The 21,407-nt window shown below is 71.8% G+C and carries 21 protein-coding genes; 1 reads left to right on the forward strand and 20 read right to left on the reverse strand.

The window, feature by feature from the left end; genetic code table 11:
* Positions 1–73 precede the first annotated feature (73 nt).
* The 9 genes from ASG91_RS02910 to ASG91_RS02950 all read right to left on the reverse strand — a co-directional run bounded on the left by ASG91_RS02910 (position 74) and on the right by ASG91_RS02950 (position 9,543).
* Complete coding sequence (locus ASG91_RS02910; protein WP_056921075.1) at positions 74–865, reverse strand: enoyl-CoA hydratase/isomerase family protein; 792 nt, start codon at positions 863–865, stop codon at positions 74–76.
* Positions 862–1,566, reverse strand: coding sequence for a sirohydrochlorin chelatase (locus ASG91_RS02915; RefSeq protein WP_056921076.1), 705 nt, complete (start codon positions 1,564–1,566; stop codon positions 862–864). The genes ASG91_RS02910 and ASG91_RS02915 overlap by 4 nt, the downstream gene beginning before the upstream one ends.
* The gene (gene cobA / locus ASG91_RS02920; RefSeq protein ID WP_056921077.1) at positions 1,563–2,912 is read right to left on the reverse strand and encodes a uroporphyrinogen-III C-methyltransferase; all 1,350 of its coding nucleotides are present in this window, start codon (positions 2,910–2,912) and stop codon (positions 1,563–1,565) included. The genes ASG91_RS02915 and cobA overlap by 4 nt, the downstream gene beginning before the upstream one ends.
* Positions 2,912–4,270: a sulfate adenylyltransferase subunit 1 gene (locus ASG91_RS02925; RefSeq protein ID WP_056921078.1), complete on the reverse strand. Its 1,359-nt coding sequence runs from the start codon at positions 4,268–4,270 to the stop codon at positions 2,912–2,914. The genes cobA and ASG91_RS02925 overlap by 1 nt, the downstream gene beginning before the upstream one ends.
* Positions 4,270–5,199, reverse strand: a complete 930-nt coding sequence (cysD, locus tag ASG91_RS02930) for a sulfate adenylyltransferase subunit CysD (RefSeq protein WP_056921079.1) — start codon at positions 5,197–5,199, stop codon at positions 4,270–4,272. The genes ASG91_RS02925 and cysD overlap by 1 nt, the downstream gene beginning before the upstream one ends.
* Positions 5,196–5,963, reverse strand: a complete 768-nt coding sequence (locus tag ASG91_RS02935; RefSeq protein ID WP_082593846.1) for a phosphoadenylyl-sulfate reductase — start codon at positions 5,961–5,963, stop codon at positions 5,196–5,198. The genes cysD and ASG91_RS02935 overlap by 4 nt, the downstream gene beginning before the upstream one ends.
* Positions 5,960–6,166, reverse strand: a complete 207-nt coding sequence (locus tag ASG91_RS02940; protein ID WP_056921080.1) for a hypothetical protein — start codon at positions 6,164–6,166, stop codon at positions 5,960–5,962. The genes ASG91_RS02935 and ASG91_RS02940 overlap by 4 nt, the downstream gene beginning before the upstream one ends.
* On the reverse strand, positions 6,163–7,839 hold the full coding sequence (locus ASG91_RS02945) for a nitrite/sulfite reductase (protein ID WP_056921081.1): 1,677 nt from the start codon (positions 7,837–7,839) through the stop codon (positions 6,163–6,165). Before ASG91_RS02945 ends, ASG91_RS02940 begins: the two co-directional genes overlap by 4 nt.
* A gap of 102 nt (positions 7,840–7,941) precedes the next feature.
* Entirely contained in the window at positions 7,942–9,543 is a 1,602-nt protein-coding gene (locus ASG91_RS02950) for an ABC-F family ATP-binding cassette domain-containing protein (RefSeq protein ID WP_056921082.1), read from the reverse strand.
* Positions 9,544–9,695: 152 nt separating this feature from the next.
* Here ASG91_RS02950 and ASG91_RS02955 point away from each other — a divergent pair, with 152 nt between their 5' ends.
* Entirely contained in the window at positions 9,696–10,622 is a 927-nt protein-coding gene (locus ASG91_RS02955) for a neutral zinc metallopeptidase (RefSeq protein ID WP_056921083.1), read from the forward strand.
* Between the two features lie 27 nt (positions 10,623–10,649).
* Here the strand turns inward: ASG91_RS02955 and ASG91_RS02960 are convergent, their stop codons facing one another.
* The 11 genes from ASG91_RS02960 to ASG91_RS03010 form a co-directional block, all read right to left on the reverse strand.
* Positions 10,650–11,015 (reverse strand): hypothetical protein, encoded by a 366-nt coding sequence (locus tag ASG91_RS02960; protein WP_056921084.1) that lies wholly within the window; start codon positions 11,013–11,015, stop codon positions 10,650–10,652.
* Between the two features lie 7 nt (positions 11,016–11,022).
* Positions 11,023–11,646 (reverse strand): acVLRF1 family peptidyl-tRNA hydrolase, encoded by a 624-nt coding sequence (locus ASG91_RS02965; protein ID WP_235545351.1) that lies wholly within the window; start codon positions 11,644–11,646, stop codon positions 11,023–11,025.
* Entirely contained in the window at positions 11,580–11,909 is a 330-nt protein-coding gene (locus ASG91_RS02970) for a metal-sulfur cluster assembly factor (RefSeq protein WP_056921085.1), read from the reverse strand. The genes ASG91_RS02965 and ASG91_RS02970 overlap by 67 nt, the downstream gene beginning before the upstream one ends.
* Positions 11,906–12,412: a Fe-S cluster assembly sulfur transfer protein SufU gene (gene sufU, locus ASG91_RS02975; protein WP_056921086.1), complete on the reverse strand. Its 507-nt coding sequence runs from the start codon at positions 12,410–12,412 to the stop codon at positions 11,906–11,908. The genes ASG91_RS02970 and sufU overlap by 4 nt, the downstream gene beginning before the upstream one ends.
* The gene (locus ASG91_RS02980; protein WP_056921087.1) at positions 12,412–13,710 is read right to left on the reverse strand and encodes a SufS family cysteine desulfurase; all 1,299 of its coding nucleotides are present in this window, start codon (positions 13,708–13,710) and stop codon (positions 12,412–12,414) included. Before ASG91_RS02980 ends, sufU begins: the two co-directional genes overlap by 1 nt.
* 30 nt (positions 13,711–13,740) lie before the next feature.
* Entirely contained in the window at positions 13,741–14,499 is a 759-nt protein-coding gene (gene sufC / locus ASG91_RS02985; protein ID WP_056921088.1) for a Fe-S cluster assembly ATPase SufC, read from the reverse strand.
* A gap of 57 nt (positions 14,500–14,556) precedes the next feature.
* Positions 14,557–14,913: a non-heme iron oxygenase ferredoxin subunit gene (locus tag ASG91_RS02990; RefSeq protein ID WP_235543732.1), complete on the reverse strand. Its 357-nt coding sequence runs from the start codon at positions 14,911–14,913 to the stop codon at positions 14,557–14,559.
* On the reverse strand, positions 14,910–16,109 hold the full coding sequence (sufD, locus tag ASG91_RS02995) for a Fe-S cluster assembly protein SufD (protein WP_056921089.1): 1,200 nt from the start codon (positions 16,107–16,109) through the stop codon (positions 14,910–14,912). The genes ASG91_RS02990 and sufD overlap by 4 nt, the downstream gene beginning before the upstream one ends.
* The gene (gene sufB / locus ASG91_RS03000) at positions 16,109–17,530 is read right to left on the reverse strand and encodes a Fe-S cluster assembly protein SufB (protein WP_056921090.1); all 1,422 of its coding nucleotides are present in this window, start codon (positions 17,528–17,530) and stop codon (positions 16,109–16,111) included. The genes sufD and sufB overlap by 1 nt, the downstream gene beginning before the upstream one ends.
* Positions 17,527–18,270 carry a helix-turn-helix transcriptional regulator gene (locus ASG91_RS03005; protein WP_371262021.1) on the reverse strand — a complete coding sequence of 248 codons (744 nt, stop codon included), beginning with the start codon at positions 18,268–18,270 and terminating at the stop codon, positions 17,527–17,529. The genes sufB and ASG91_RS03005 overlap by 4 nt, the downstream gene beginning before the upstream one ends.
* Before the next feature lie 144 nt (positions 18,271–18,414).
* Positions 18,415–21,342, reverse strand: a complete 2,928-nt coding sequence (locus ASG91_RS03010; RefSeq protein ID WP_162257493.1) for an AAA family ATPase — start codon at positions 21,340–21,342, stop codon at positions 18,415–18,417.
* Positions 21,343–21,407: the final 65 nt, after the last annotated feature.

The raw sequence follows: 21,407 nt of genomic DNA on the forward strand, positions 1-21,407 counted from the left end.
CGCCAGCGCGGCCCCACCCGACAAGGGTCGGCTCCACCCCGGAACCGTTTCGGGGTGAAGCCGACCTTTGTCCCTAGACCCGATAAAGGTGGGACGCGAGGGAGTGCAGGAGTCGACCCTGCGCCTCGCGCTCGAGCCGCAGCTGGGTCTCCCGCTCCGCCCCCACCGCGCTGCGCAGCAGGGGCTTGAGCTCGCGCAGCGCCGCCTCCGGGGCGGCGAGCAGGGCCGCGACGAGGTCGTCCGTGGTCTCCCGGAGCGCGTCCACCGGCACCGCGACGTTGGCCAGCCCGATGGCGACGGCCTCGGACGCGCCGACGAACCGCCCGGTGGCGCAGATCTCGAGGGCCCGGGCCACCCCGACCAGGGCGACGAGCGGACCCGTGCCACCCAGGTCGGGCACCAGCCCGAGCGAGGTCTCCCGCATCGCGAACTGCACGTCGTCGGCCACCACGCGCAGGTCAGCGGCGAGGGCGAGCTGGAAGCCGGCGCCGATCGCGTGGCCCTGCACCGCGGCCACGACCACGGCCGGCACCTCGGCCCAGGCGGAGAAGCCGCGCTGGAAGGACTCGATGGTCTCCGCGGCTCCTTCGGCGCTCTCGGCTGCCATCGCGATCATGTCGGTCTCGCCGGGCACACCACCGGGCGCCAGCATCGCCCGGTCGAGACCGGCCGAGAAGGACGGGCCCTCGCCCCGCAGCACGACGACCCTCACGTCGGGGTCGAGGCTCGTGGCGAGGTCCGCGAGGGTCAGCCACAGGCTCGGCGTCTGGGCGTTGCGGCGGTCCGGGTGGTCGAGGCTGACCGTGAGGACGGCTCCCTCGCGGACGACGGACAGGTGCGGGTGGTGCTGGGCTGCGTCGGTCACGCAGGCAGGCTATCCGCCCGTTCGAGGACGAGGTGGGCGACCGCCGACGTGCGGGCCAGGGCTCCGGGAACCATCGACACCCCGGCGCGACCACACTGCTGGGCCATCCGGTCGCGGAGGACCCCCTCGGCCACCATGAACGACACGGCCACCGTGCGCTCGACCTCGTCGGGCAGCCGCCGCAGCACCTGGTCGAGCGTGGACCCGCCGTCGAGGGCGGCCACGCCCCACGGGCCCCACCCCTCGCGGGGGTGCTCGTCGAGGGTGTGGCCGACGGTCGCGACGGCTTCGCTGTCGCTGGACCCGGCGGCATAGAGGAGGACGGCGGTGGTGGGGTCGGGCGTGATGCCCTCGGCGGCGAGCAGCTCCTCGGCGGCCTCCAGCAGCAGCTCGTGCGGCCCCAGCGGAGGGGCCAGGGAGACCGAGGAGCCGGACGCGGCGGCGAGCTCGTCGACCGCGGCGGGGACGTCGACCTTGGCGTGGTAGGCGGGCGTGACCAGCACGGGCACGACCACCACGTGCTCACCGAGGTCGGCACCGGCCTCGGTCGCGTTGGGACCGTGGTGGTCGAGGTATGCCGTGTGGACCGTCCGGTGCGGAGCCAGCTCGCGCACGTGGGTGGCCAGGGTCTCGACGCCCTGGGCGTGCCGGGGGTCCGGCGAGCCGTGGGCGAGCAGCACGATGTCGGTGTCGGTGGTCACGCCGTGACGTTACTCCCGGAGAGGTCGCCGAGGTGCTCTCGCAGGGCCACGACCTGGCCGACGACGACGACCGCCGGCGCACGCACGCCGGCCGCCACCGCGTCTGCCGCCGCAGCGGCCAGCGTGGTGGTCGTCGTGCGCTGCTCGGGAGTCCAGCCGCGCTCGACGAGGGCCACCGGCGTGTCGGACGGGCGCCCGGCAGCAATGAGCGCCGCGGCGGTCTCCGCGAGCCGGGTGATCCCCATCAGGAGCACGAGCGTGGCGTCGGGGGCCGCGTCCGCCGCTGCCGCGAGGACGTGGTCGGCGCCCTCGTGCGCGGACGCGACGACGAACGACGCCGCCACCCCACGGTGGGTCACCGGGATGCCTGCCGCCGCGGGGACGGAGACGGCCGAGGTCACGCCGGGCACGACCTCGACGGGCACGCCGTGCGCGAGGCAGTGCAGGGCCTCCTCGCCACCGCGACCGAGGACGAAGGGGTCACCGCCCTTGAGCCGGACCACCCGCTTCCCGAGCCGGGCGTGGTGCACCAGGAGCTCGTTGATGCGCTCCTGGCTGACCGGGTGGTTCCCAGGGGTTTTGCCGACGTCGACGACCTCGACCTCGGAGGAGAGCGTCCGCAGCAGCCCCCGCGGGCCGAGCCGGTCGGTGACGACGACGTCGGCAGCGGCCAGGAGGGCTCGCCCCCGCACCGTGATCAGGTCCTCGGCACCGGGGCCACCACCCACCAGCGCGACCCGACCGACGCTGACAGGTGCGTCCTGCGCACCGGCTGCCTCGGGGCGTCGCACCCGGCGGACGGGCAGGGTGCCGCTGTCGAGGGCCGCGAGGACGGCGTCGCGGACGGCAGTGGCGCGGCGCGGGTCGGCACCGGCACTCACCGCCACGGTGAGTCCCTCACTGGCCGTGCCGACTGACCCCCGCGCCACCGCAGGGGTCCACGCGGTCGAGGCCGTGGCGTCATCGGCCCGGACGCACCAGATGCGGGCGGCCTCGGCCTCCCGCGCGACCTGGGCGTCGACCTGCGCCTCTCCGGTGGCGGTGTGCACCAGCCACGCCGGAGCCGACAACGCCTCCGCCCACGACTCTGAAGGATCGTGGGCGTCAGAATCCGGACGATCCTTCAAAGTCAGGTCGCCGCGGAGGTAGTCGCGGGCCACCCAGGTGACCCTGCGCTCCGCGGCCAGCTCAGCCAGCTCCTCGCAGACGAAGGGGGCGATGACGTCGACCAGCGCGCCGGCCTCGACGAGTGCCGCGGCCTTCCGGGCCGCGACCGGCCCTCCCCCGACCACGACGACCCTGCGACCGGTGAGGTCGAGGGTCAGCGGGTAGGACGGCGAGCCCATCAGATGCCCTCACCGATGCTGCGGTCCGGCGCGTCGGCCATGCCCGCAGCCAGGGTCGAGCCGTCGGCGTCGTCGATGAGCAGGAAGGCGCCGGTCCGGCGCAGTGCGCGGTAGTCGTCGATGGCGATGTCGTCCGCGAGGCGGATGCGCACGCGGCCGATCGCGTTGAGCGCCAAGCCATCCGGGGCGGTCTGCTGCTCCATCGTCGCGATGTCGAGCTGGTCCACGACGTCGTCGACCAGGGCCCGGACGGTGCGCGTGCCGACCCTCAGCAGCACCCGGTCACGCTGGCGCAGCGGACGCTCCGACAGCACGGCGACGGTGCCGGAGAGGTTGCGGGTCGTCAGGCTCGGCTCGTCGGCCGCGGCCAACAGGTCGCCCCGCGACACGTCGAGGTCGTCGGTCAGCCGGAGCACCACCGACTGCGGCGCGAAGGCCACGTCGAGTGACTCCAGCGAGCCGTCGGCCCTGGCGCGGTCGATGCCGGCGACAGTGGTGCGCGCACCACCGGGCAGGACGGTGACCTCGTCGCCGGGGCGCACCACCCCGGAAGCCAGCCGACCGGCATACCCGCGGTAGTCCCGGTGCTCGGCACTCTGCGGACGGATGACGTACTGCACCGGCATGCGCAGGGGCTGGGCCGACGGGTCGGTGCCGACGGGCACGGACTCGAGGTGCTCGAGCAGGGTGGGCCCGGTGTACCAGCCGGCCCGGTCGGTGCGGTCCACCACGTTGTCGCCGAAGAGCGCGGACACCGGCACGGCCACGACGTCGTCGATGCCGAACCGCGTTGCGTGGCGGGAGAACTCGGCCACGATCTCGCTGAACCGCTCCTGCGACCAGTCGACCAGGTCCATCTTGTTGACGGCCACCGCGACGTGGCGCACGCCGAGCAGACCGGTGACCGCGAGGTGGCGGCGGGTCTGCTCGACGACCCCGTGACGCGCGTCGATGAGGATCAGGGCGAGCTCGGCCGTGGAGGCACCGGTGACCATGTTGCGGGTGTACTGGACGTGGCCGGGGGTGTCGGCCAGCACGTAGGAGCGGGTCGCCGTCGAGAAGTAGCGGTAGGCGACGTCGATGGTGATCCCCTGCTCGCGCTCGGCCCGGAGGCCGTCGGTCAGCAGGGCGAGGTCGGCGGCGTCCAGCCCGCGCTCCCGGCTGACCCGCTCGACCGCGTCGAGCTGGTCGGCGAGGACCGACTTGGTGTCGTAGAGGAGCCGGCCCACCAGGGTGGACTTGCCGTCGTCGACCGAGCCCGCCGTCGCCAGCCTGAGCAGCTCGTGCCGGTGCGCGGGTGCCGGGTCGTCGGAGGTGGCGAGGGTCACGGCAGCATCCGCCTCATGGGTCGCAGTCATCAGAAGTACCCCTGCTTCTTCCGGTCCTCCATGGCGGCCTCGGACATCCGGTCGTCCGCTCGGGTCGCACCGCGCTCGGTGAGGCGGGAGGCCGCGAGCTCGAGGATCACCCCGGCGACGTCGGTCGCGGCGGAGTCGACGGCACCGGTGCAGCTCATGTCGCCGACGGTGCGGTAGCGGACCATCCGGGTCTCAACCCGCTCGGTGTCCTTGGGTCCACCCCAGTCTCCGGCGGACAGCCACATGCCGTCACGGGCGAAGACCTCGCGCTCGTGGGCGTAGTAGAGGTCGGGCAGGGCGATCCCCTCCCGCTCGATGTAGCGCCAGACGTCGAGCTCGGTCCAGTTCGAGAGCGGGAAGACCCGCACGTGCTCGCCTGGCGCGTGCTTGCCGTTGTAGAGGTCCCAGAGCTCCGGTCGCTGCCGGCGCGGGTCCCAGGCCCCGAACGAGTCGCGGAGGCTGAAGACGCGCTCCTTGGCGCGGGCCTTCTCCTCGTCGCGACGGCCGCCACCGAAGACGGCGTCGAACTTCCCGGCCTCGATGGCGTCGAGCAGCGGCACGGTCTGGAGCGGGTTGCGGGTGCCGTCGGGGCGCTCGCGCAGCCGGCCGTCGTCGATGTAGTCCTGCACGTGGGCGACGACGAGCCGCACCCCCAGGCGCTCCACGGTGGCGTCGCGGTAGTCGAGCACCTCCGGGAAGTTGTGACCGGTGTCGACGTGCAGGAGCGCGAACGGCAGCTGCCCCGGCGCGAACGCCTTGAGCGCCAGGTGCACCATGACGACCGAGTCCTTGCCCCCCGAGAACAGGATGACCGGTCGCTCAAACTCCCCTGCCACCTCCCGGAAGATGTGGATCGCCTCGGACTCGAGGTGGTCGAGGTGGTCGAGGGTGAACTCGTCGGGCAGCGCCCGCGCGGCGGTCGTCGTCATGTGTGCAGCCCGCATTCGGTCTTGTCCTGGCCGGCCCAGCGGCCGGCCCTGGCGTCCTCGCCCTCGGCGACGGGGCGGGTGCAAGGGGCGCAGCCGATCGACGCGTAGCCCTCCTGCCGCAGCGGGTTGAGGAAGACCCCGTGCTCGGCCACGTAGCGGTCGACGTCGTCGTCGGACCAGCCGGCGATCGGGTTGAGCTTGACCATCTCGCGCTTCTCGTCCCAGCCGACGATGCCGATGTCGGTGCGGGTCGGCGCGTCGACGCGACGCATGCCGGTGACCCAGGCCTGGTGGGTCGACAGCGCGCGGTTGAGCGGCTCCACCTTGCGCATCGCGCAGCACGCGTTCGGGTCGCGGTCGTGCAGCTTGGCGCCGTACTTCTCGTCCTGCTGCGGGACGGTCAGCAGCGGCAGGATGGTCCGGATGTTCAGGGGCAGCATGGCCGCGTAGGCGTCTCGGGTGCCCAGCGTCTCGACGAAGTGGTAGCCGGTGTCGAGGAAGAACACGTCGGCCCCGGGGATGGTCGTCCCGACGAGGTGCACGAGCACCTCGTCACCCATCGACGACGCCACTGTGAGGTGCTCGCCGAAGGTCTCCTGCGCCCAGCGCAGCGCGTCCCGCGCCAGCTCCACCCGCTGTTCGTAGGCCGCGGCGTCGCCCTGCGCCTCCAGCGCACCGAAGCGCTCCTCGGCGGCCGCAGCCAGGGCCTTCAGCTCCTCGCCGGAGCGGGTGCCTGCGGTGGTGTCGGTGTCGGTCGGGCTCATGCTGGTCCTCCTCCTCGGAGCTCGGCTTCCTCGCGGAGACGACCCGGGATGCGGGTCGTGTCGAGGGCGGCCATCTGCACGGTGAAGACGCGGGCGCAGGCGTTGCAGCGCCATCCACCCCGGGGCTCCTCCACCGGCCGGAGGTCCTCCTCGGCGCAGAACGGGCAGTAGTAGATGATGCTGGCGCGGGGGCTGTCGCTCATCGCAGGTCGTCCTCCTCGGCGCGGTGCGCCCAGTGCGCGAACGACTCCTCGCCCTCGCGCTGCGCGACGAACCGGCCGGCGAGCCGCTCGACGTAGTCGGGCAGGTCCTCGGCACGGACCTTGAGCGCGCGGGTCTTGCGCGCGAGCTGCGGCTCGGTGCCCAGCCCACCGCCCAGGTGCACCTGGAAGATCTCGACGAGGTTGCCGTCGTCGTCGGTCTGCACCATGCCCTTGAGGCCCACGTCGGCGACCTGGGTGCGGGCGCACGAGTTGGGGCAGCCGTTGATGTGGATCGAGAACGGCACGTCCCACTCCGGCAGGCGGCGCTCCATCTCGGCGATCACGGTGTGCGCCCGCGCCTTCGTCTCGACGAGGGCCAGCTTGCAGAACTCGATCCCGGTGCACGCCATGAGACCGCGCCGCCACTCGCTCGGGGCAGCCGGGAGACCGATCTCGTCCAGGGCCGCCGTGAGGGCTGCGACCTGCTTCTGGGGCACGTCCAGCACGAGCAGCTTCTGGTGGGCGGTGAGGCGCACCCGGCCCGAGCCGTGCTTCGCAGCCAGCTCCGCGACGGCAGCCAGGGTCGTGCCGCTCACGCGGCCGGCGATCGGGGCGACGCCGACCCAGAAGTTGCCGTCCTGCTGGGGGTGCACGCCCACGTGGTCGCGGCGGTGGGCACTCGGGGCGGGCGGCGCGGGTCCGTCGAGGAGCACCCGCTTGAGGTACTCGTTCTGGAGCACGTCGCGGAACTTCTCGGCTCCCCAGTCGGCCATCAGGAACTTCAGGCGGGCGCGGTTGCGCAGCCGGCGGTAGCCGTAGTCACGGAAGATCGAGACGACGCCCTTCCAGACGTCAGGGACCTCCTCGAGCGGCACCCAGGCCCCCAGGCGCTGCGCGAACATCGGGTTGGTGGACAGGCCCCCGCCGACCCACAGGTCGAACCCCGGGCCGTGCTCGGGGTGCTCCACCCCGACGAACGAGATGTCGTTGACCTCGTGCGCGACGTCGAGGCTGGGGCTGCCCGAGATCGCGGTCTTGAACTTCCGGGGCAGGTTGGAGAACTCCGGGCTGCCGATGTAGCGGTCGAGGATCTGGCGCACCGCCGGCGTGCCGTCGAGCACCTCGTCGGCCGCGATGCCCGCGACCGGCGAGCCCAGGATGACGCGCGGGGTGTCGCCGCAGGCCTCGGCCGTGGTCAGGCCGACCGCCTCCAGGCGCTGCCAGATCTCGGGCACGTCCTCCACCCGGATCCAGTGCAGCTGGATGTTCTGCCGGTCGGTGACGTCAGCGGTGTCACGGGCGAACTCCCGGCTGATCTCGGCGACCGTGCGCAGCTGGTCGGCGTCGAGCGCCCCGCCGTCGCTGCGGACCCGCAGCATGAAGAACTCCGCGTCGAGCTCGCTGGGGTCGAGGGTGGCGGTCTTGCCGCCGTCGATGCCGGGCTTGCGCTGCGTGTAGAGACCCCACCAGCGCATCCGACCCCGCAGGTCCTCCCCCGGGATGCTGGCGAAGCCCTCCTTGGAGTAGACCTCCTCGATGCGGGCCCGCACGTTGAGGCCGTCATCGGCCTGCTTGAACTCCTCGTTGGCGTTCAGGGGGGTGCGATCGCCGTCGGCCCAGGCGCCGGTGGCCTTGCCTGCCTGCCGCTGGGGACGGATGGGGGTCTGCGTCACCCCACCATTCTGCCCGTTCGCTTATGCATTGCATAACCGTCCATTATCCGACCGCAATCCCCACCAAACCGGTGGGTATGCCGTGCCGCCGGGGACGAGGGGTCAGGCCAGTGAGATGAGGTCCAGGTAGTCCTGGCCCCAGTGGTCCTCGACGCCGTCGGGCAGCAGCAGGATCCGCTCCGGCTCCAGTGCCTCGACCGCACCCTCGTCGTGCGTCACGAGGACGACCGCGCCCTTGTAGGTGCGCAGGGCGCCGAGGATCTCCTCGCGCGACGCGGGGTCGAGGTTGTTGGTGGGCTCGTCGAGCAGCAGCACGTTGGCACTGGAGACGACCAGCATGGCCAGCGAGAGCCGGGTCTTCTCGCCACCGGACAGCACGCTGGCCGGCTTGTCGACGTCGTCACCGCTGAACAGGAACGACCCCAGCACCTTGCGCACCTCGGTCTCGCCGAACGAGGCGGGCGCGGCCGACTTCATGTTGGCCAGCACGCTGCGGGACACGTCGAGGTTCTCGTGCTCCTGCGCGTAGTAGCCGAGCTTGAGCCCGTGCCCCGGCTCGACCTGGCCGGTGTCGGGCTGGTCGGCCCCGGCGAGCATCCGGAGCAGGGTGGTCTTGCCCGCACCGTTGAGCCCGAGCACGACGACCCGCGAACCGCGGTCGATGGCCAGGTCGACGTCGGTGAAGACCTCCTGGCTGCCGTAGGACCGCGACAGGCCGGAGGCGCGCAGCGGCGTCCGGCCGCACGGTGCGGGGTCGGGGAACCGCAGCTTGGCGACCTTGTCGCTGGTCCGCTCCCCCTCGACTCCCGCGAGCATCCGCTCGGCGCGCTTGATCATGTTCTGGGCGGCCACCGCCTTGGTCGCCTTGGCCCGCATCTTCTCGGCCTGCTCCATCAGCGCGGCGGCCTTCTTGGTCGCGTTGGCATACTCCCGCTTGCGGGCCCGCTCGTCGGTCTCGCGCTGCTGGAGGTAGGGCTTCCAGCCGACGTTGTAGAGGTCCAGCTCGGCGCGGTTGGCATCGAGGTGGAACACCCGGTTGACGACGGAGTCGAGCAGCTCGACGTCGTGGCTGATCACGACCAGCCCGCCCTGGTAGCCCTTGAGGTAGTCGCGCAGCCAGCCGATCGAGTCGGCGTCGAGGTGGTTGGTCGGCTCGTCGAGCAGCAGCGTGGCCGCCCCCGAGAAGAGGATCCGCGACAGCTCGACCCGGCGACGCTGACCACCGGACAGCGTCCCCAGGGGCTGGCCGAGCACCCGCTCCTCGAGCGACAGCGCGCTGGCGATGGTCGCGGCCTCGGACTCCGCGGCATAGCCGCCCTCGGCGGTGAACTCGGCCTCGAGCCGCGAGTAGCGACGCATCGCCTTGTCCCGGGTCTCGTCGTCGGCGCTCGCCATCGCGCCCTCGGCCTCGCGCATCTGCGTGATGATCCGGTCGAGGCCGCGGGCCGACAGGATGCGGTCGCGGGCCAGGACGTGCAGGTCGCCGGTGCGCGGGTCCTGGGGCAGGTAGCCGACCTCGCCGGTGGCGGTCACCGAGCCGGCAGCAGGCTGACCCTGACCGGCGAGCACCTTGGTGAGCGTGGTCTTGCCGGCACCGTTGCGGCCCACCAGCCCGACGCGGTCTCCGGCGGCGATCCGGAAGGTCGCACCGTCGAGCAGGAGCCTGGACCCAGCACGCAGCTCGATCCCACTGGCGGCAATCACGACGGAACTCCAGACATCACAGGCGAGGGGTGGGGCGCTCCGACGAGTTGCGGATGCGCCGCTCAGAGGCTGAGATCATTAGTCTAACTTGCAAGGCTGACCACTCAGGACAGCTGCACCGGGCAGCACCCGCCCACGACCGCGGAGGCCAGATGAGCTTCAACGACGACGTCAACATCGGCGGCTCACAAGTCGGGTCCGGCGGCAGCGGCGGCGGCCCCGGCGGCGCGGTCGTCGGGGGCGGCATCGGCGGCATCATCCTGCTGATCATCGCGCTCATCTTCGGCATCAACCCCAGCGACCTGCCGACGAACCCCGGCGGCGGCGGCAGCGACCAGGGCCAGGTCCAGCCGGGCGGCACCGAGCAGGACTCGGAGCTGGCCAACTGCAAGACCGGGGCCGACGCCAACAAGAACGACGCCTGCCGCGTCAAGGCCACCGTCCTGGCCGTCAACACGTTCTGGTCGCAGGAGCTGCCGAAGTACAAGCGGGAGTACACCCCCGCGACGACGATCCTCTACAACGGCTCGACGCAGTCGGCGTGCGGCACCGCGAGCAACCAGGTCGGCCCGTTCTACTGCCCGCTCGACAAGCAGGTCTACATCGACGCGAGCTTCTTCCAGATCCTCAGCGACCAGTTCGGCTCGAGCAGCGGCCCGCTGGCCCAGGAGTACGTCGTCGCCCACGAGTACGGCCACCACGTCCAGGACCTGCTCGGCCTGCTCGACGAGGCGCAGAAGGACCCCAAGGGCGAGCAGAGCGGCGGGGTGCGCATCGAGCTCATGGCCGACTGCCTCGCCGGCGTCTGGGCCAACCACGCCACCGAGACCAAGGGTGAGAGCACCAGCGGTGGCGAGGTCGCCTTCCTCAAGCCGCTGACCGACCAGGACATCAAGGACGCCCTCTCGGCGGCCTCCTCGGTGGGTGACGACCGGATCCAGGAGAAGACCCAGGGCCGGGTCAGCCCCGAGTCGTGGACCCACGGCTCCGCTGCCGCACGCCAGAAGTGGTTCACCACCGGCTACAAGTCGGGCGACCTCAACCAGTGCGACACCCTGAGCCCGGACACCGTCGAGTAGGCGCGGCCGCGCGCGGGTCGCTGCGACTCAGTCGTCCTTGGCGCCGGGATGCGCCTTGTCGAGCTCCTGCAGCAGGCGGTGTGCCGCCAGCTCGACGTCCTTGTGGCGCCACTCGGCGGCCCGGTAGACGCAGGCGATGAGCCCGCTGCGGTGGACCTTGGTGAAGTCCCCGTAGGCAAAGGCGTGCCGCGCCTTGGTCTCGTCGTTGGCGCCCTCGGTGAGCCCGAGGAACCACTTCGGGTAGTCGTCCCAGCCGTGCTCCTCGAGGAACGCGTTCTCGCTGTCCGCATCGGGCTGCACCGCGCCCCACTCGCTGTCGAGCACGACCTGGCCGGCCCTGATTAGCTCGCGGCAGTGCCGCACGGCGGCCCGGTTGACCTTGTACTTCGCCATGTCGCCATCATGCGACAGGTCCGTCCTCGATGGTCACCCGAACCGCCCGGCCCCGGCGCAGGGCGTCCTCCAGGACATCCCGTCGGGGGTCCGGCAGGTCGTAGAGCTCGCGTCGCGGGAGCGCGTCGAGGTGCGCCAGCCGCGGGTCGTCGAGGACCGCGCGCACCAGCGCCTTGTCGCCGCCGACGACCAGACCACGGGGTATGCCGCGGGGCAGGATCCGCAGCGTGTGCTCGGTGACGGCGCGCACCAGCTCGTCGGCCTGGTTGCCCCGGCGCCGCGCGAAGCGCTGCTGTGACCAACCGCCGGCGGCGGTCCGGGACTGGACGTGCCGCTTGCCCACCTTGGACTCGGTGAACGCCGGGCCGTCGGCCAGCCCCACGGCATACCCACCGCGCCGGATGAGGAGGACCCCGACCGGGTCGTGCGGGAACTCCTCGCGCGCCGTGACCCGTTGCGGCGACTCGCGCTCGGCGTTGTTGGCGGCGAACCGCTCCAGCCAGCCGCCGATCCGCTCGGGAGCGACCTCGACGACGCGCGGCCGGGAGTCAGCCGGGGAAGGGCTCAGAGGTTGAACCCGAGGGCCCGCAGCTGCTCGCGGCCGTCCTCGGTGATCTTGTCGGGGCCCCACGGCGGCATCCACACCCAGTTGACGCGGTAGGACGCGACCAGGCCCTCGAGCGCCTGGGCGGTCTGGTCCTCGATCACGTCGGTCAGCGGGCAGGCCGCCGAGGTGAGCGTCATGTCGAGGACGGCGTGCTTCTGGGCGTCGACCGTGATGCCGTAGACCAGACCGAGGTCGACGACGTTGATGCCGAGCTCGGGGTCGACCACGTCGCGCATGGCCTCTTCGACGTCGGCGACGTTGGGGGTGGCGGTGGTGGTGTCACTCATGACTCGTCCTTGCTGCTGCGTTCGATGATGGTGGAGTCGTTGCTGGTGCTGTCGGTGGTCGTGGTGTCGATGCCTGCTTGGTGCAACGCGTCGGTGAAGGCCATCCATCCCAGCAGAGCACACTTCACGCGCGCTGGGTACCTGCTCACGCCGGCGAAGGCCACGCCGTCACCGATCAGCTCCTCGTCGCCGGCGTCGGCGCCCTTGGAGGTGAGCATGGTGCGCATCGCCTCGTGGGTGGTCATCGCCTCGGCCACGGTGTGCCCGATGACCTCCTCGGCCAGCACGCTGGTGGAAGCCATCGAGATCGAGCAGCCGAGCGCGTCGTAGGAGATGTCGCGGACCACCGCATCGGCGCCGGTGCCCTCGACGTGCACGCGCAGGGTCACCTCGTCACCGCAGGTGGGGTTGACGTGGTGCACCTCGGCGCCGAACGGTTCGCGCAGCCCGGCGTGGTGCGGTCGCTTGGAGTGCTCGAGGATGAGCTCCTGGTAGAGGTCCATCAGCTGGCCACCCCGAAGATCGCGGGCACCCGGTCGAGGGCGTCGAGCATGGTGTCGAGCTCGCTGGGCGAGTTGTAGGCGGCGAGGGTGGCCCGCGTCGTGGCGGTCACGCCCATCCGGCGGTGCAGCGGCCAGGCGCAGTGGTGGCCCACCCGGACGGCAACGCCCTGGTCGTCGAGCACCTGCCCGACGTCGTGGGCGTGCACCCCCTGCACGTCGAAGGCGACGGCGCCGACCCGGTCGACCGCGTCGGCGGGACCGACGACCCGGACCCAGGGGCGCTGCGCCAGGCCGGCGAGCAGTCGCTCGGTGAGGGCGTGCTCGTGGGCGGCGATGCGGTCGAGGCCGAGCTCGTCGAGGTAGTCGATGGCGGCACCGAGACCCACGACCTGCGCCGAGTTGGGCGACCCGGCCTCGAAGCGCTGCGGCGGCGGGGCATAGGTGGTCGCCTCCATCCGGACCGTCTCGATCATCGAGCCACCGGTGATGAACGGCGGCATGGCGTGCAGCAGCTCGCTGCGACCCCAGAGCGCGCCGACACCGGTGGGCCCGAACATCTTGTGGCCGGAGAACGCCACGAAGTCGACCCCGAGGTCAGCCACGTCGAGCCGCAGGTGCGGCGCCGACTGGCAGGCGTCGAGGACGGTGAGTGCGCCCACCGCCCGGGCCGCGGCGGTGAGCTCGCGGACCGGGTTGATGGTGCCGAGCACGTTGGACACGTGGGTGAAGGCGAAGACCTTGGTGCGCTCGGTCAGCAGCTCGCCGAGGGCAGGTCCGTGCACGCCCTCGAGGTCGAGCCGGCCCTCGTCGGTGACACCGATCCAGCGCAGCGTCGCGCCGGTGCGGCGGGCCAGCTCCTGCCAGGGCACGAGGTTGGCGTGGTGCTCCATCTCGGTGATGAGGATCTCGTCGCCGACACCGAGGTCGAGCCGAGGGTCCTTGGCCTGGCCCGCCACGGAGTTCGAGAACGCGTAGGCCACCAGGTTGAGCGACTCGGTGGCGTTCTTGGTGAACACCACCTCCTCGTCCGCTCCCCCGACGAACCGCGCGACCGTGGCGCGAGCACCCTCGTAGGCGTCGGTGGCTTCCTCGCTGAGCTGGTGGGCCCCGCGGTGCACGGCACTGTTGACCTGCTCGCTGAAGGCGCGCTCGGCATCCAGGGCACCGGCATACCGCTGCGACGTCGCCCCGGAGTCCAGGTAGACCAGCGGCTTCCCGTCACGCACTGTGCGCGACAGGATCGGGAACCCGGCCCGGATCCGGGCCAGCTCCGCGTCGGTGAAGGTCGTGGCGCTCATGTCAGGTGCCGGCCGGCTCGTGGTCGGCTCTCAGGCCTGGGTGGCGAGGTAGCGGTCGTAGCCCTCGGCCTCGAGGCGGTCGGCCAGCTCGGGGCCGCCCTCCTCGACGATCTTGCCGTCGACGAAGACGTGCACGAAGTCGGGCCGGATGTAGCGCAGGATGCGCGTGTAGTGCGTGATCAGCAGGACGCCGATGTCGGTGCCCTCCTTGGCGCGGTTGACGCCCTCGGAGACGATGCGCAGCGCGTCGACGTCGAGGCCGGAGTCGGTCTCGTCGAGGATCGCGACCTTCGGCTTGAGCAGCTCCATCTGGAGGATCTCGTGGCGCTTCTTCTCGCCACCGGAGAAGCCCTCGTTGACGTTGCGCTCGGCGAACGCGGGGTCCATGCGCAGGGCGTCCATCGAGGCCTTGACGTCCTTGACCCAGGTGCGCAGCTTGGGCGCCTGGCCGTCGATCGCCGTCTTGGCGGTGCGCAGGAAGTTGCTCACCGTCACGCCGGGGACCTCGACGGGGTACTGCATCGCGAGGAACAGGCCGGCGCGGGCGCGCTCGTCGACCTTCATGGCCAGCACGTCCTCACCGTCGAGGGTGACCGTGCCACCGGTGACGGTGTACTTCGGGTGCCCGGCGATGGAGTAGGCGAGGGTCGACTTGCCCGAGCCGTTGGGACCCATGATCGCGTGGGTCTCCCCCGACTTCACGGTCAGGTCGACGCCGCGCAGGATCTCCTTGGTGCCCTCCTCCACGTCGACGGTGACGGTCAGGCCGCGGATCTCAAGTGTTGCCATGGTGATTCGTTTCCTCAATCTGTTTCAGGACACTGCTCGGCAGTCAGTGCAGGTCGTTCAGGCGTTCAGCGGGGTCGTGCCGACGAAGACCTCGTCGTTCTCGACCCGCACCGGGTAGACGTTGATGGGGATGATCGCGGGCGGGCCCGACGGCTCACCCGTGCGGATGTCGAACCGCGAGCCGTGCAGCCAGCACTCCAGCGTGCAGCCGTCGAGCTCACCCTCGGAGAGGGAGACGTTCGCGTGGCTGCAGGTGTCGTCCACGGCGTGGATGTCACCCGCCGCGGTGCGCACGATCGCGACGATGGTGCCGTTGATGTCGGCCGCGGCCACGCCCACCTCGGGCAGCTCGTCCACGCGGCAGACCCGCACGAAGTCGCCGTCGTCGGTGACCAGCTCGGGGGCGGCGCTCACGCGACGTCCTCGGTGGCGATGCCGGGCACCGCACCGAGCTCGGCGTCGATGACCTCCATCAGGTGCTCGGAGATCTCGGGAACGCCGATCCGCGCGACGATGCTCGCGAAGAAGCCACGCACGACCAGGCGGCGGGCGACGTCCTCGGGGATGCCACGGGCCTGCAGGTAGAACAGCTGCTCGTCGTCGAACCGACCGGTGGCCGACGCGTGTCCGGCACCGACGATCTCACCGGTCTCGATCTCGAGGTTCGGGATCGAGTCGGCGCGACCACCCTCGGTGAGGACCAGGTTGCGGTTCAGCTCGTAGGTGTCGGTGCCCTCGGCGCTGGCGCGGATGAGGACGTCGCCGACCCAGACGGTGTGGGCGGTGTCGCCCTGGAGGGCGCCCTTGTACTCGACGTTCGAGTGGCAGTGCGGCGCCTCGTGGTCGACGAAGAGGCGGTGCTCCTGGTGCTGACCGGCGTCGGCGAAGTAGACGCCGAGGCCCTCGAAGGAACCGCCCGGCCCGGAGTAGCGCGCGTTGGTGGAGACGCGGACGATCTCGCCACCCAGCGTGACGGCGATGTGGCGCAGCCGGGCGTCCCGGCCGATGAGCGCGTCGTTCTGGGTGACGTGCAGCGCGTCGTCGTCCCACTCCTGCACGGTGACGAAGGTGAGGTCCGCGCCGTCGCCGACCTTGATCTCGACGTTGGCACCGCACTCGGCGGAGCCGCGGTGCGTCAGCACGACGGTGGCCTTGCTGTGGTGGCCGGCGTCGACGACCAGGTGGCCGTTGACCCGCGCGAGGTCGGTCGCGGTGACCGTGATGCGCACGGGCTCGGTGAGCTCGGCCTCGGCCGCGATGCTCACCCGGGTGGCCTGCGCCTCGCCGGCGAAGGCGACGACTGACGCGCGGTCGGCGGGCACGAGCACGCCGGCGGACCGGGGGTCGACCTGCGACACGGTCACGCCGTCGGGCGACTGCACGTCGACCGTCAGCTTGCCGGTGTCGGTCGGCGCGACCTGGAACAGCGACGCGAGCCGGTCGACCGGCGTGAAGCGCCACTCCTCCTCTCGGCCACCGGGTACGGCGAAGTCGTCCACGGCATACGAGGTCCTGCGCTCGGCGCGCGACTGGTCGGGGACGAACGCGGCGGCAGAGTCCTCGTGGGACCCCGCCGTCGCTTCGGGGGTCTTCTGGGCCAGAAGGCTCATCAGCCGACGGCTCCTTCCATCTGAAGCTCGATCAGGCGGTTCAGCTCGAGGGCGTACTCCATGGGCAGCTCACGCGCGATGGGCTCGACGAACCCGCGCACGATCATGGCCATGGCCTCTTCCTCGGTCATCCCGCGGGACATGAGGTAGAACATCTGGTCCTCGGACACCTTGGAGACGGTCGCCTCGTGGCCCATCGTCACGTCGTCCTCGCGGATGTCGACGTAGGGATAGGTGTCGGAGCGGCTGATGGTGTCGACCAGCAGGGCGTCGCAGACCACGCTCGAACGCGAGCCGTGCGCGCCCTCGAGGATCTGCACCAGACCCCGGTAGGACGTGCGGCCACCACCACGGGCCACCGACTTGGAGACGATGGTGCTCGAGGTGTTCGGGGCAGCGTGGACCATCTTGGCCCCGGCGTCCTGGTGCTGGCCCTCGCCCGCGAAGGCGATCGACAGCGTCTCGCCCTTGGCGTGCTCGCCGAGGAGGAAGACGGCCGGGTACTTCATGGTGACCTTGGAGCCGATGTTGCCGTCGATCCACTCCATCGTCGCGCCCTCGGCGGCGGTGGCCCGCTTGGTGACGAGGTTGTAGACGTTGTTGGACCAGTTCTGGATGGTCGTGTAGCGCACGCGGGCGTTCTTCTTCACGATGATCTCGACGACCGCGGAGTGCAGCGAGTCGGACTTGTAGATCGGCGCGGTGCAGCCCTCGACGTAGTGCACGTAGGAGCCCTCGTCAGCGATGATCAGGGTGCGCTCGAACTGGCCCATGTTCTCGGTGTTGATCCGGAAGTAGGCCTGCAGCGGGATGTCGACGTGGACGCCCGGCGGCACGTAGATGAACGAGCCACCCGACCAGACCGCGGTGTTGAGCGCGGCGAACTTGTTGTCACCGGCGGGGATGACCGACGCGAAGTACTCGCGGAACAGGTCCTCGTGCTCACGCAGACCGGTGTCGGTGTCGACGAAGATGACGCCCTTCTCCTCCAGGTCCTCGCGGATCTGGTGGTAGACGACCTCCGACTCGTACTGGGCCGCGACGCCGGAGACCAGGCGCTGCTTCTCGGCCTCGGGGATGCCGAGCCGGTCGTAGGTGTTCTTGATGTCCTCGGGCAGCTCGTCCCAGGTGGTCGCCTGCTTCTCGGTGGACTTCACGAAGTACTTGATGTTCTGGAAGTCGATGCCGGTGAGGTCGCTGCCCCAGTTGGGCATCGGCTTCTTGCCGAACAGCCGCAGTGACTTCAGGCGCAGGTCGAGCATCCACTGGGGCTCGCTCTTGCGACCCGAGATGTCGCGCACGACGTCCTCGTTGAGGCCACGCCTGGCGGTCGCGCCAGCGGTGTCGCTGTCGGCCCAGCCGTACTCGTAGCGGCCCAGGTCCTTCAGACCCGGGTTCAGCTCCTCGATGTGGGTGCTCATCGCGTGGACGACCCTTCTGTTGGGTGTGTGTGGGTGATGGCGGGGGTGGTGTCGGGGGTGGTGTGGTGCGTCGGCGCCGACACGGCACCGGTGGGGATGAAGGTGGTGCACACGTGCTCGCCGTGCGCCAGCGTCGCGAGGCGCTGCACGTGCACGCCCAGCAACCGCGAGAACGCATCAGTCTCAGCGTCACAGATCTCGGGAAATTCCCGAGCCGCGTCCTGCACGGGGCAGTGCCCCTGGCAGAGCTGTATGCCGGTGAACGGGCTCGCGGAGCCCGGATCGCCGACCGGCCGGGCCGAGGCGGCGAACCCGTCGCGGGTCAGCGCGGCGACGAGGGCGTCGACCCGGGCGGCGCGGTCGGTGCCCGCGGCGGCGAGCTGCGCGGCATACCGGGTCTCGACCTCGGCGACGCGGCTCTCGGCGAAGCGGCGCACGGCCCCTTCGCCGGCCTCCTGCGCCAGGAAGCGCAGCGCCTCGGTGGCGAGGTGGTCGTAGTCGGACTCGAGCGCGTGGTGGCCCGCGTCGCTGAGCACGAAGGCCCGGGCCGGACGGCCGCGACCACGGATGCCGGGGGCCGGCTCGCGCTCGGTGATCAGGCCGGCCTCCTCGAGGTTCTCGAGGTGCCGCCGCACGGCCGGTGCGGTGAGGCCGAGGTCGAGTGCCAGCGTGGCCGCCGTGATCGGACCCCGCTCACTGATCGCCTGGAGCACCCGGTCGCGGGTGCGCGACTCGAGCACCAGTGGCACATCGTGAGCCCGCGAGTCCGTCGCACGGGGCGACACGGAGGCGGACGGGATATTCACAACACCAATGTTACGTAAATGCCCGGCCCCCTGCCTAGCAAGGTCTACCTAACCTCGCCAGCGCCCCCACCGACCGGGTCAGTCGAGCAGTCCGCGGTCGCGGGCCACCGCCACCGCCTCGCCGCGCCCGGTGACCCCGAGCTTGGCGATGATGTTGGAGACGTGCACGCTCGCGGTCTTGGCGCTGATGAACAGCTGGGTGCCGATCTGGCGGTTGCTGCGGCCCAGCGCGACCAGCGCGAGGATCTCCGCCTCCCGCGCGGTCAAGGACTCGCCCTGCCGGGAGGCGGCCTTCGAGGTGGCCCGTGCTCCCCCGCCCTGCCGGATCTCGGCCCGGAGCGGGTCGGCCCCCAGTCGCTGGGCGACCTCGAGGGCGGCGGTGAGCTCCTCGGACCCGCGCGGGTCGCCGACGGACTTGAGGAAGGCGCCGAGCCGCGCCCTCGACCGGGCCGTCTCGTAGGGGTGCCCGTAGGCCTCGAACGCGTCGACCGCGGCCTGCCAGGCGGCGACGAGCCGAGTCGGGTCGACGTCGGCCCCGCCGAGCCACTGCAGGCGCAGCGCCTCCGCGGCGGCCCGGGCGAGCCAGGCCGTCGACTCGGGGCCGTCGTTGCCCGGCCGCGCGGTGGCGCGGTCCCAGACCTGGGTGGCCGACTCGGCCAGCTCGACTCCCCGGGCCAGCAGGGCCGGCCGCTCGGAGCTCGGCACCCGCTGGATGTGGCTGCCGAGCTGGCCGAGCAGGAGCGCGTCGAGCCGCAGCTGACCCTGGAACAACGGGTACCAGACCCGGTTCAGCACCTCGACGACCTCGTCGTGGACGGCGATGGCCTGGTCGAGGTCGTCGGCGTGGCCGTGCAGGTCGATGGCGGCGCTGCCGGTGAGCAGCGGGACGAGTCCTTCGCTCTCCCACCAGGGGCGGGACACCTCGTAGCCGGACACGGCGGAGTAGTCGCCCTGCGCAGCCGCGATGTACATCCGGGCCCCGAGCAGGAGCGAGCGGGCCGGCTCGGGCGGCACCTCGTGGGACACGTCGAGGATGTCGAGCGCCTCGGGCCAGCGACCCCGCTCGTAGGCGGCGATGCCGGCCAGCAGCCGGCCGTCGAACGCGTAGGGCGCCCACGGGCGGCCGGCCCCCCTGGCTCGCTCGACCCCGCGTCGGTAGACGTCGACGGCCTCGTCGAGCCGTCCGGCGCGGTGGTGCAGCCAGCCGAGGTGGTGGTAGGCCCGGACCTCGGCCGGGTCACCCGGTGCCCTGGAGTCGGCGATGATCCGCTCGAGGCGGCGGCGCGAGGTCTCGGGATCGCCGGCGCGCTCGAGGATGCGGGCCTCGACGACGCGCACCTCGTCGGCCACGTCGCGCAGCCCGGCGGCCAGGGCCGCCTCGACGGACTCCTCCACCGCGGCGAGGGCTTCGCCGTCGCGACCACGGTCGGCCAGCGCCTGGACCTTGGCGGCGAGCAGCCGGGCCCGGGTCTGCGGGTGGTCGAGGTCGACGGTGTCGAGCAGTCCGAGCCCCTCCTTGGTGGCGGCCAGGGTGTCGAGGGTGCTCTCGGTGATGCGGGCGGTGGTCGCCAGCGCTGCCAGCAGCTCGGCCCGACCAGCCGGGTCGGAGCCGGGCGTGCGACGCGCGAGCCGGTCCTCGAGCAGCTCGAGCGCCTTGAGCGTCTGGCCGACGGCAGTGGCCGCAGCGGCGGCCCGCAGGGTGACGGCGTCGACGTCGGCGTCGGTCTCGGACATCAGGGCCAGGGCGTTCTTGAAGTGGCGGAAGCCCTCCTCCGGACCGGCCATCCGCATCGCGGACTCGCCGGCCTGGACGCTGGCCTCGCGGGCCTGCTCGCGGAGCCCGGCTGCCGTGGCGTGCCGGGCCAGCTCGGCCCAGGTGCCGAGCGTGCGGTCGTCGGCCAGCGCCGCGGCATACCGCTCGTGCGCCCTGACCCGCTCTCCCGGCAGGAGGTCGTCGTAGACCGTCTCGCCGAGCAGCGCATGGCGGAAGGCGTAGCCACCGCTGTCGGTGGGCACGAGGACGTGGTGCTCGACGGCGTCGCGCAGCCCGGCGTCGAGCTCGGCCTCGCCGAGCCCGGCCACTGCGGCCAGCAGCCGGTGGGAGACGTGGCGCCCCGCGGCGGAGGCCACCCTGACCACGTGCTGGCCGGCGGTGTCCAGCTGGTCGAAGCGGACCAGGAGCAGCCGCGAGAGGTCCTCGGCCAGCCCGGAGCCGCCCAGGGCCGTGGCGGCGACGAGCTCCTCGGCGAAGAACGCGTTGCCCTCGGCCCGGGCGACCACCTGGCGCACCTGGGCCTCGGGCAGGGGCTGGGACTGCAGGCCGCGCACCAGCTCGCGCACGGCCCGGTCGGGCAGGGGTGCCAGGTCGAGGCGCTCGACGTCACCGAGCCGGGCCCAGTGGGCCAGCGTGGTGCGGAGCGGGTGGCGCCGGTGGAGGTCGTCGCTGCGGTAGGAGGCGACGATGCTGACGCGGCGCGAGAAGCCGCGGGTGAAGAGCAGGGTGAGCAGGTCACGGGAGGACTGGTCGGCCCAGTGCACGTCCTCGACCACGAGCAGGAGCGGTGCGTCGCTGGCGAGGTCGTCGAGGGCCGCGTGGACCGCCTCGACGAGGTCACCGCGGTCGACCACCTCGTCGGTGGGGTCGTCGGGGTTCGGCTCGTGCCGGCGCGACGGGACCAGCCGGGTGAGTCCGGGGTGGGCCGACAGGACCCGGTCGAGCAGCTCGGGCGAGGTGTTCTCGAGCCGGCCGAGGACCTCGATGAACGGGAGGTAGGGCAGCGCCTGACCGGCCTCGCCCAGGCAGTGCCCGGTCAGGACCGCCCAGCCGGCCTCGCGGGCTCGTCCGGCGACCTCGGCCAGGATGCGGGTCTTGCCGATGCCGGCGTCTCCGGACAGCAGCACCAGGCCGGTGCCGTCGGGGTCGGAGATGCCCAACAGCCGGGCGAGCTGGGCCGCCTCGTCGTCACGTCCGACGAACAACCCGGCTGCCGAACGCTCGAAACCCACGGCACCGATTATGTCGGAGTGGTCCGACACGGTGTCGTGGGTTTCGGTGTGGAGCGCGGTCGCCA

The sequence above is a fragment of the Phycicoccus sp. Soil802 genome (genome assembly GCF_001429605.1).
Lineage (GTDB): Bacteria > Actinomycetota > Actinomycetes > Actinomycetales > Dermatophilaceae > Pedococcus.

Coding starts and splice junctions, on each gene's coding strand:
- ASG91_RS02940 (WP_056921080.1), bottom strand. CDS start 6,166: ATGAGCGACAGCCCCCGCGCCAGCATCATCTACTACTGCCCGTTCTGC.
- ASG91_RS02955 (WP_056921083.1), top strand. CDS start 9,696: ATGAGCTTCAACGACGACGTCAACATCGGCGGCTCACAAGTCGGGTCC.
- ASG91_RS02960 (WP_056921084.1), bottom strand. CDS start 11,015: ATGGCGAAGTACAAGGTCAACCGGGCCGCCGTGCGGCACTGCCGCGAG.
- cobA (WP_056921077.1), bottom strand. CDS start 2,912: ATGGGCTCGCCGTCCTACCCGCTGACCCTCGACCTCACCGGTCGCAGG.
- ASG91_RS02935 (WP_082593846.1), bottom strand. CDS start 5,963: ATGAGCCCGACCGACACCGACACCACCGCAGGCACCCGCTCCGGCGAG.
- cysD (WP_056921079.1), bottom strand. CDS start 5,199: ATGACGACGACCGCCGCGCGGGCGCTGCCCGACGAGTTCACCCTCGAC.
- ASG91_RS02970 (WP_056921085.1), bottom strand. CDS start 11,909: ATGAGTGACACCACCACCGCCACCCCCAACGTCGCCGACGTCGAAGAG.
- ASG91_RS02980 (WP_056921087.1), bottom strand. CDS start 13,710: ATGAGCGCCACGACCTTCACCGACGCGGAGCTGGCCCGGATCCGGGCC.
- sufD (WP_056921089.1), bottom strand. CDS start 16,109: ATGAGCCTTCTGGCCCAGAAGACCCCCGAAGCGACGGCGGGGTCCCAC.
- ASG91_RS02925 (WP_056921078.1), bottom strand. CDS start 4,270: ATGACTGCGACCCATGAGGCGGATGCTGCCGTGACCCTCGCCACCTCC.
- sufU (WP_056921086.1), bottom strand. CDS start 12,412: ATGGACCTCTACCAGGAGCTCATCCTCGAGCACTCCAAGCGACCGCAC.
- sufC (WP_056921088.1), bottom strand. CDS start 14,499: ATGGCAACACTTGAGATCCGCGGCCTGACCGTCACCGTCGACGTGGAG.
- sufB (WP_056921090.1), bottom strand. CDS start 17,530: ATGAGCACCCACATCGAGGAGCTGAACCCGGGTCTGAAGGACCTGGGC.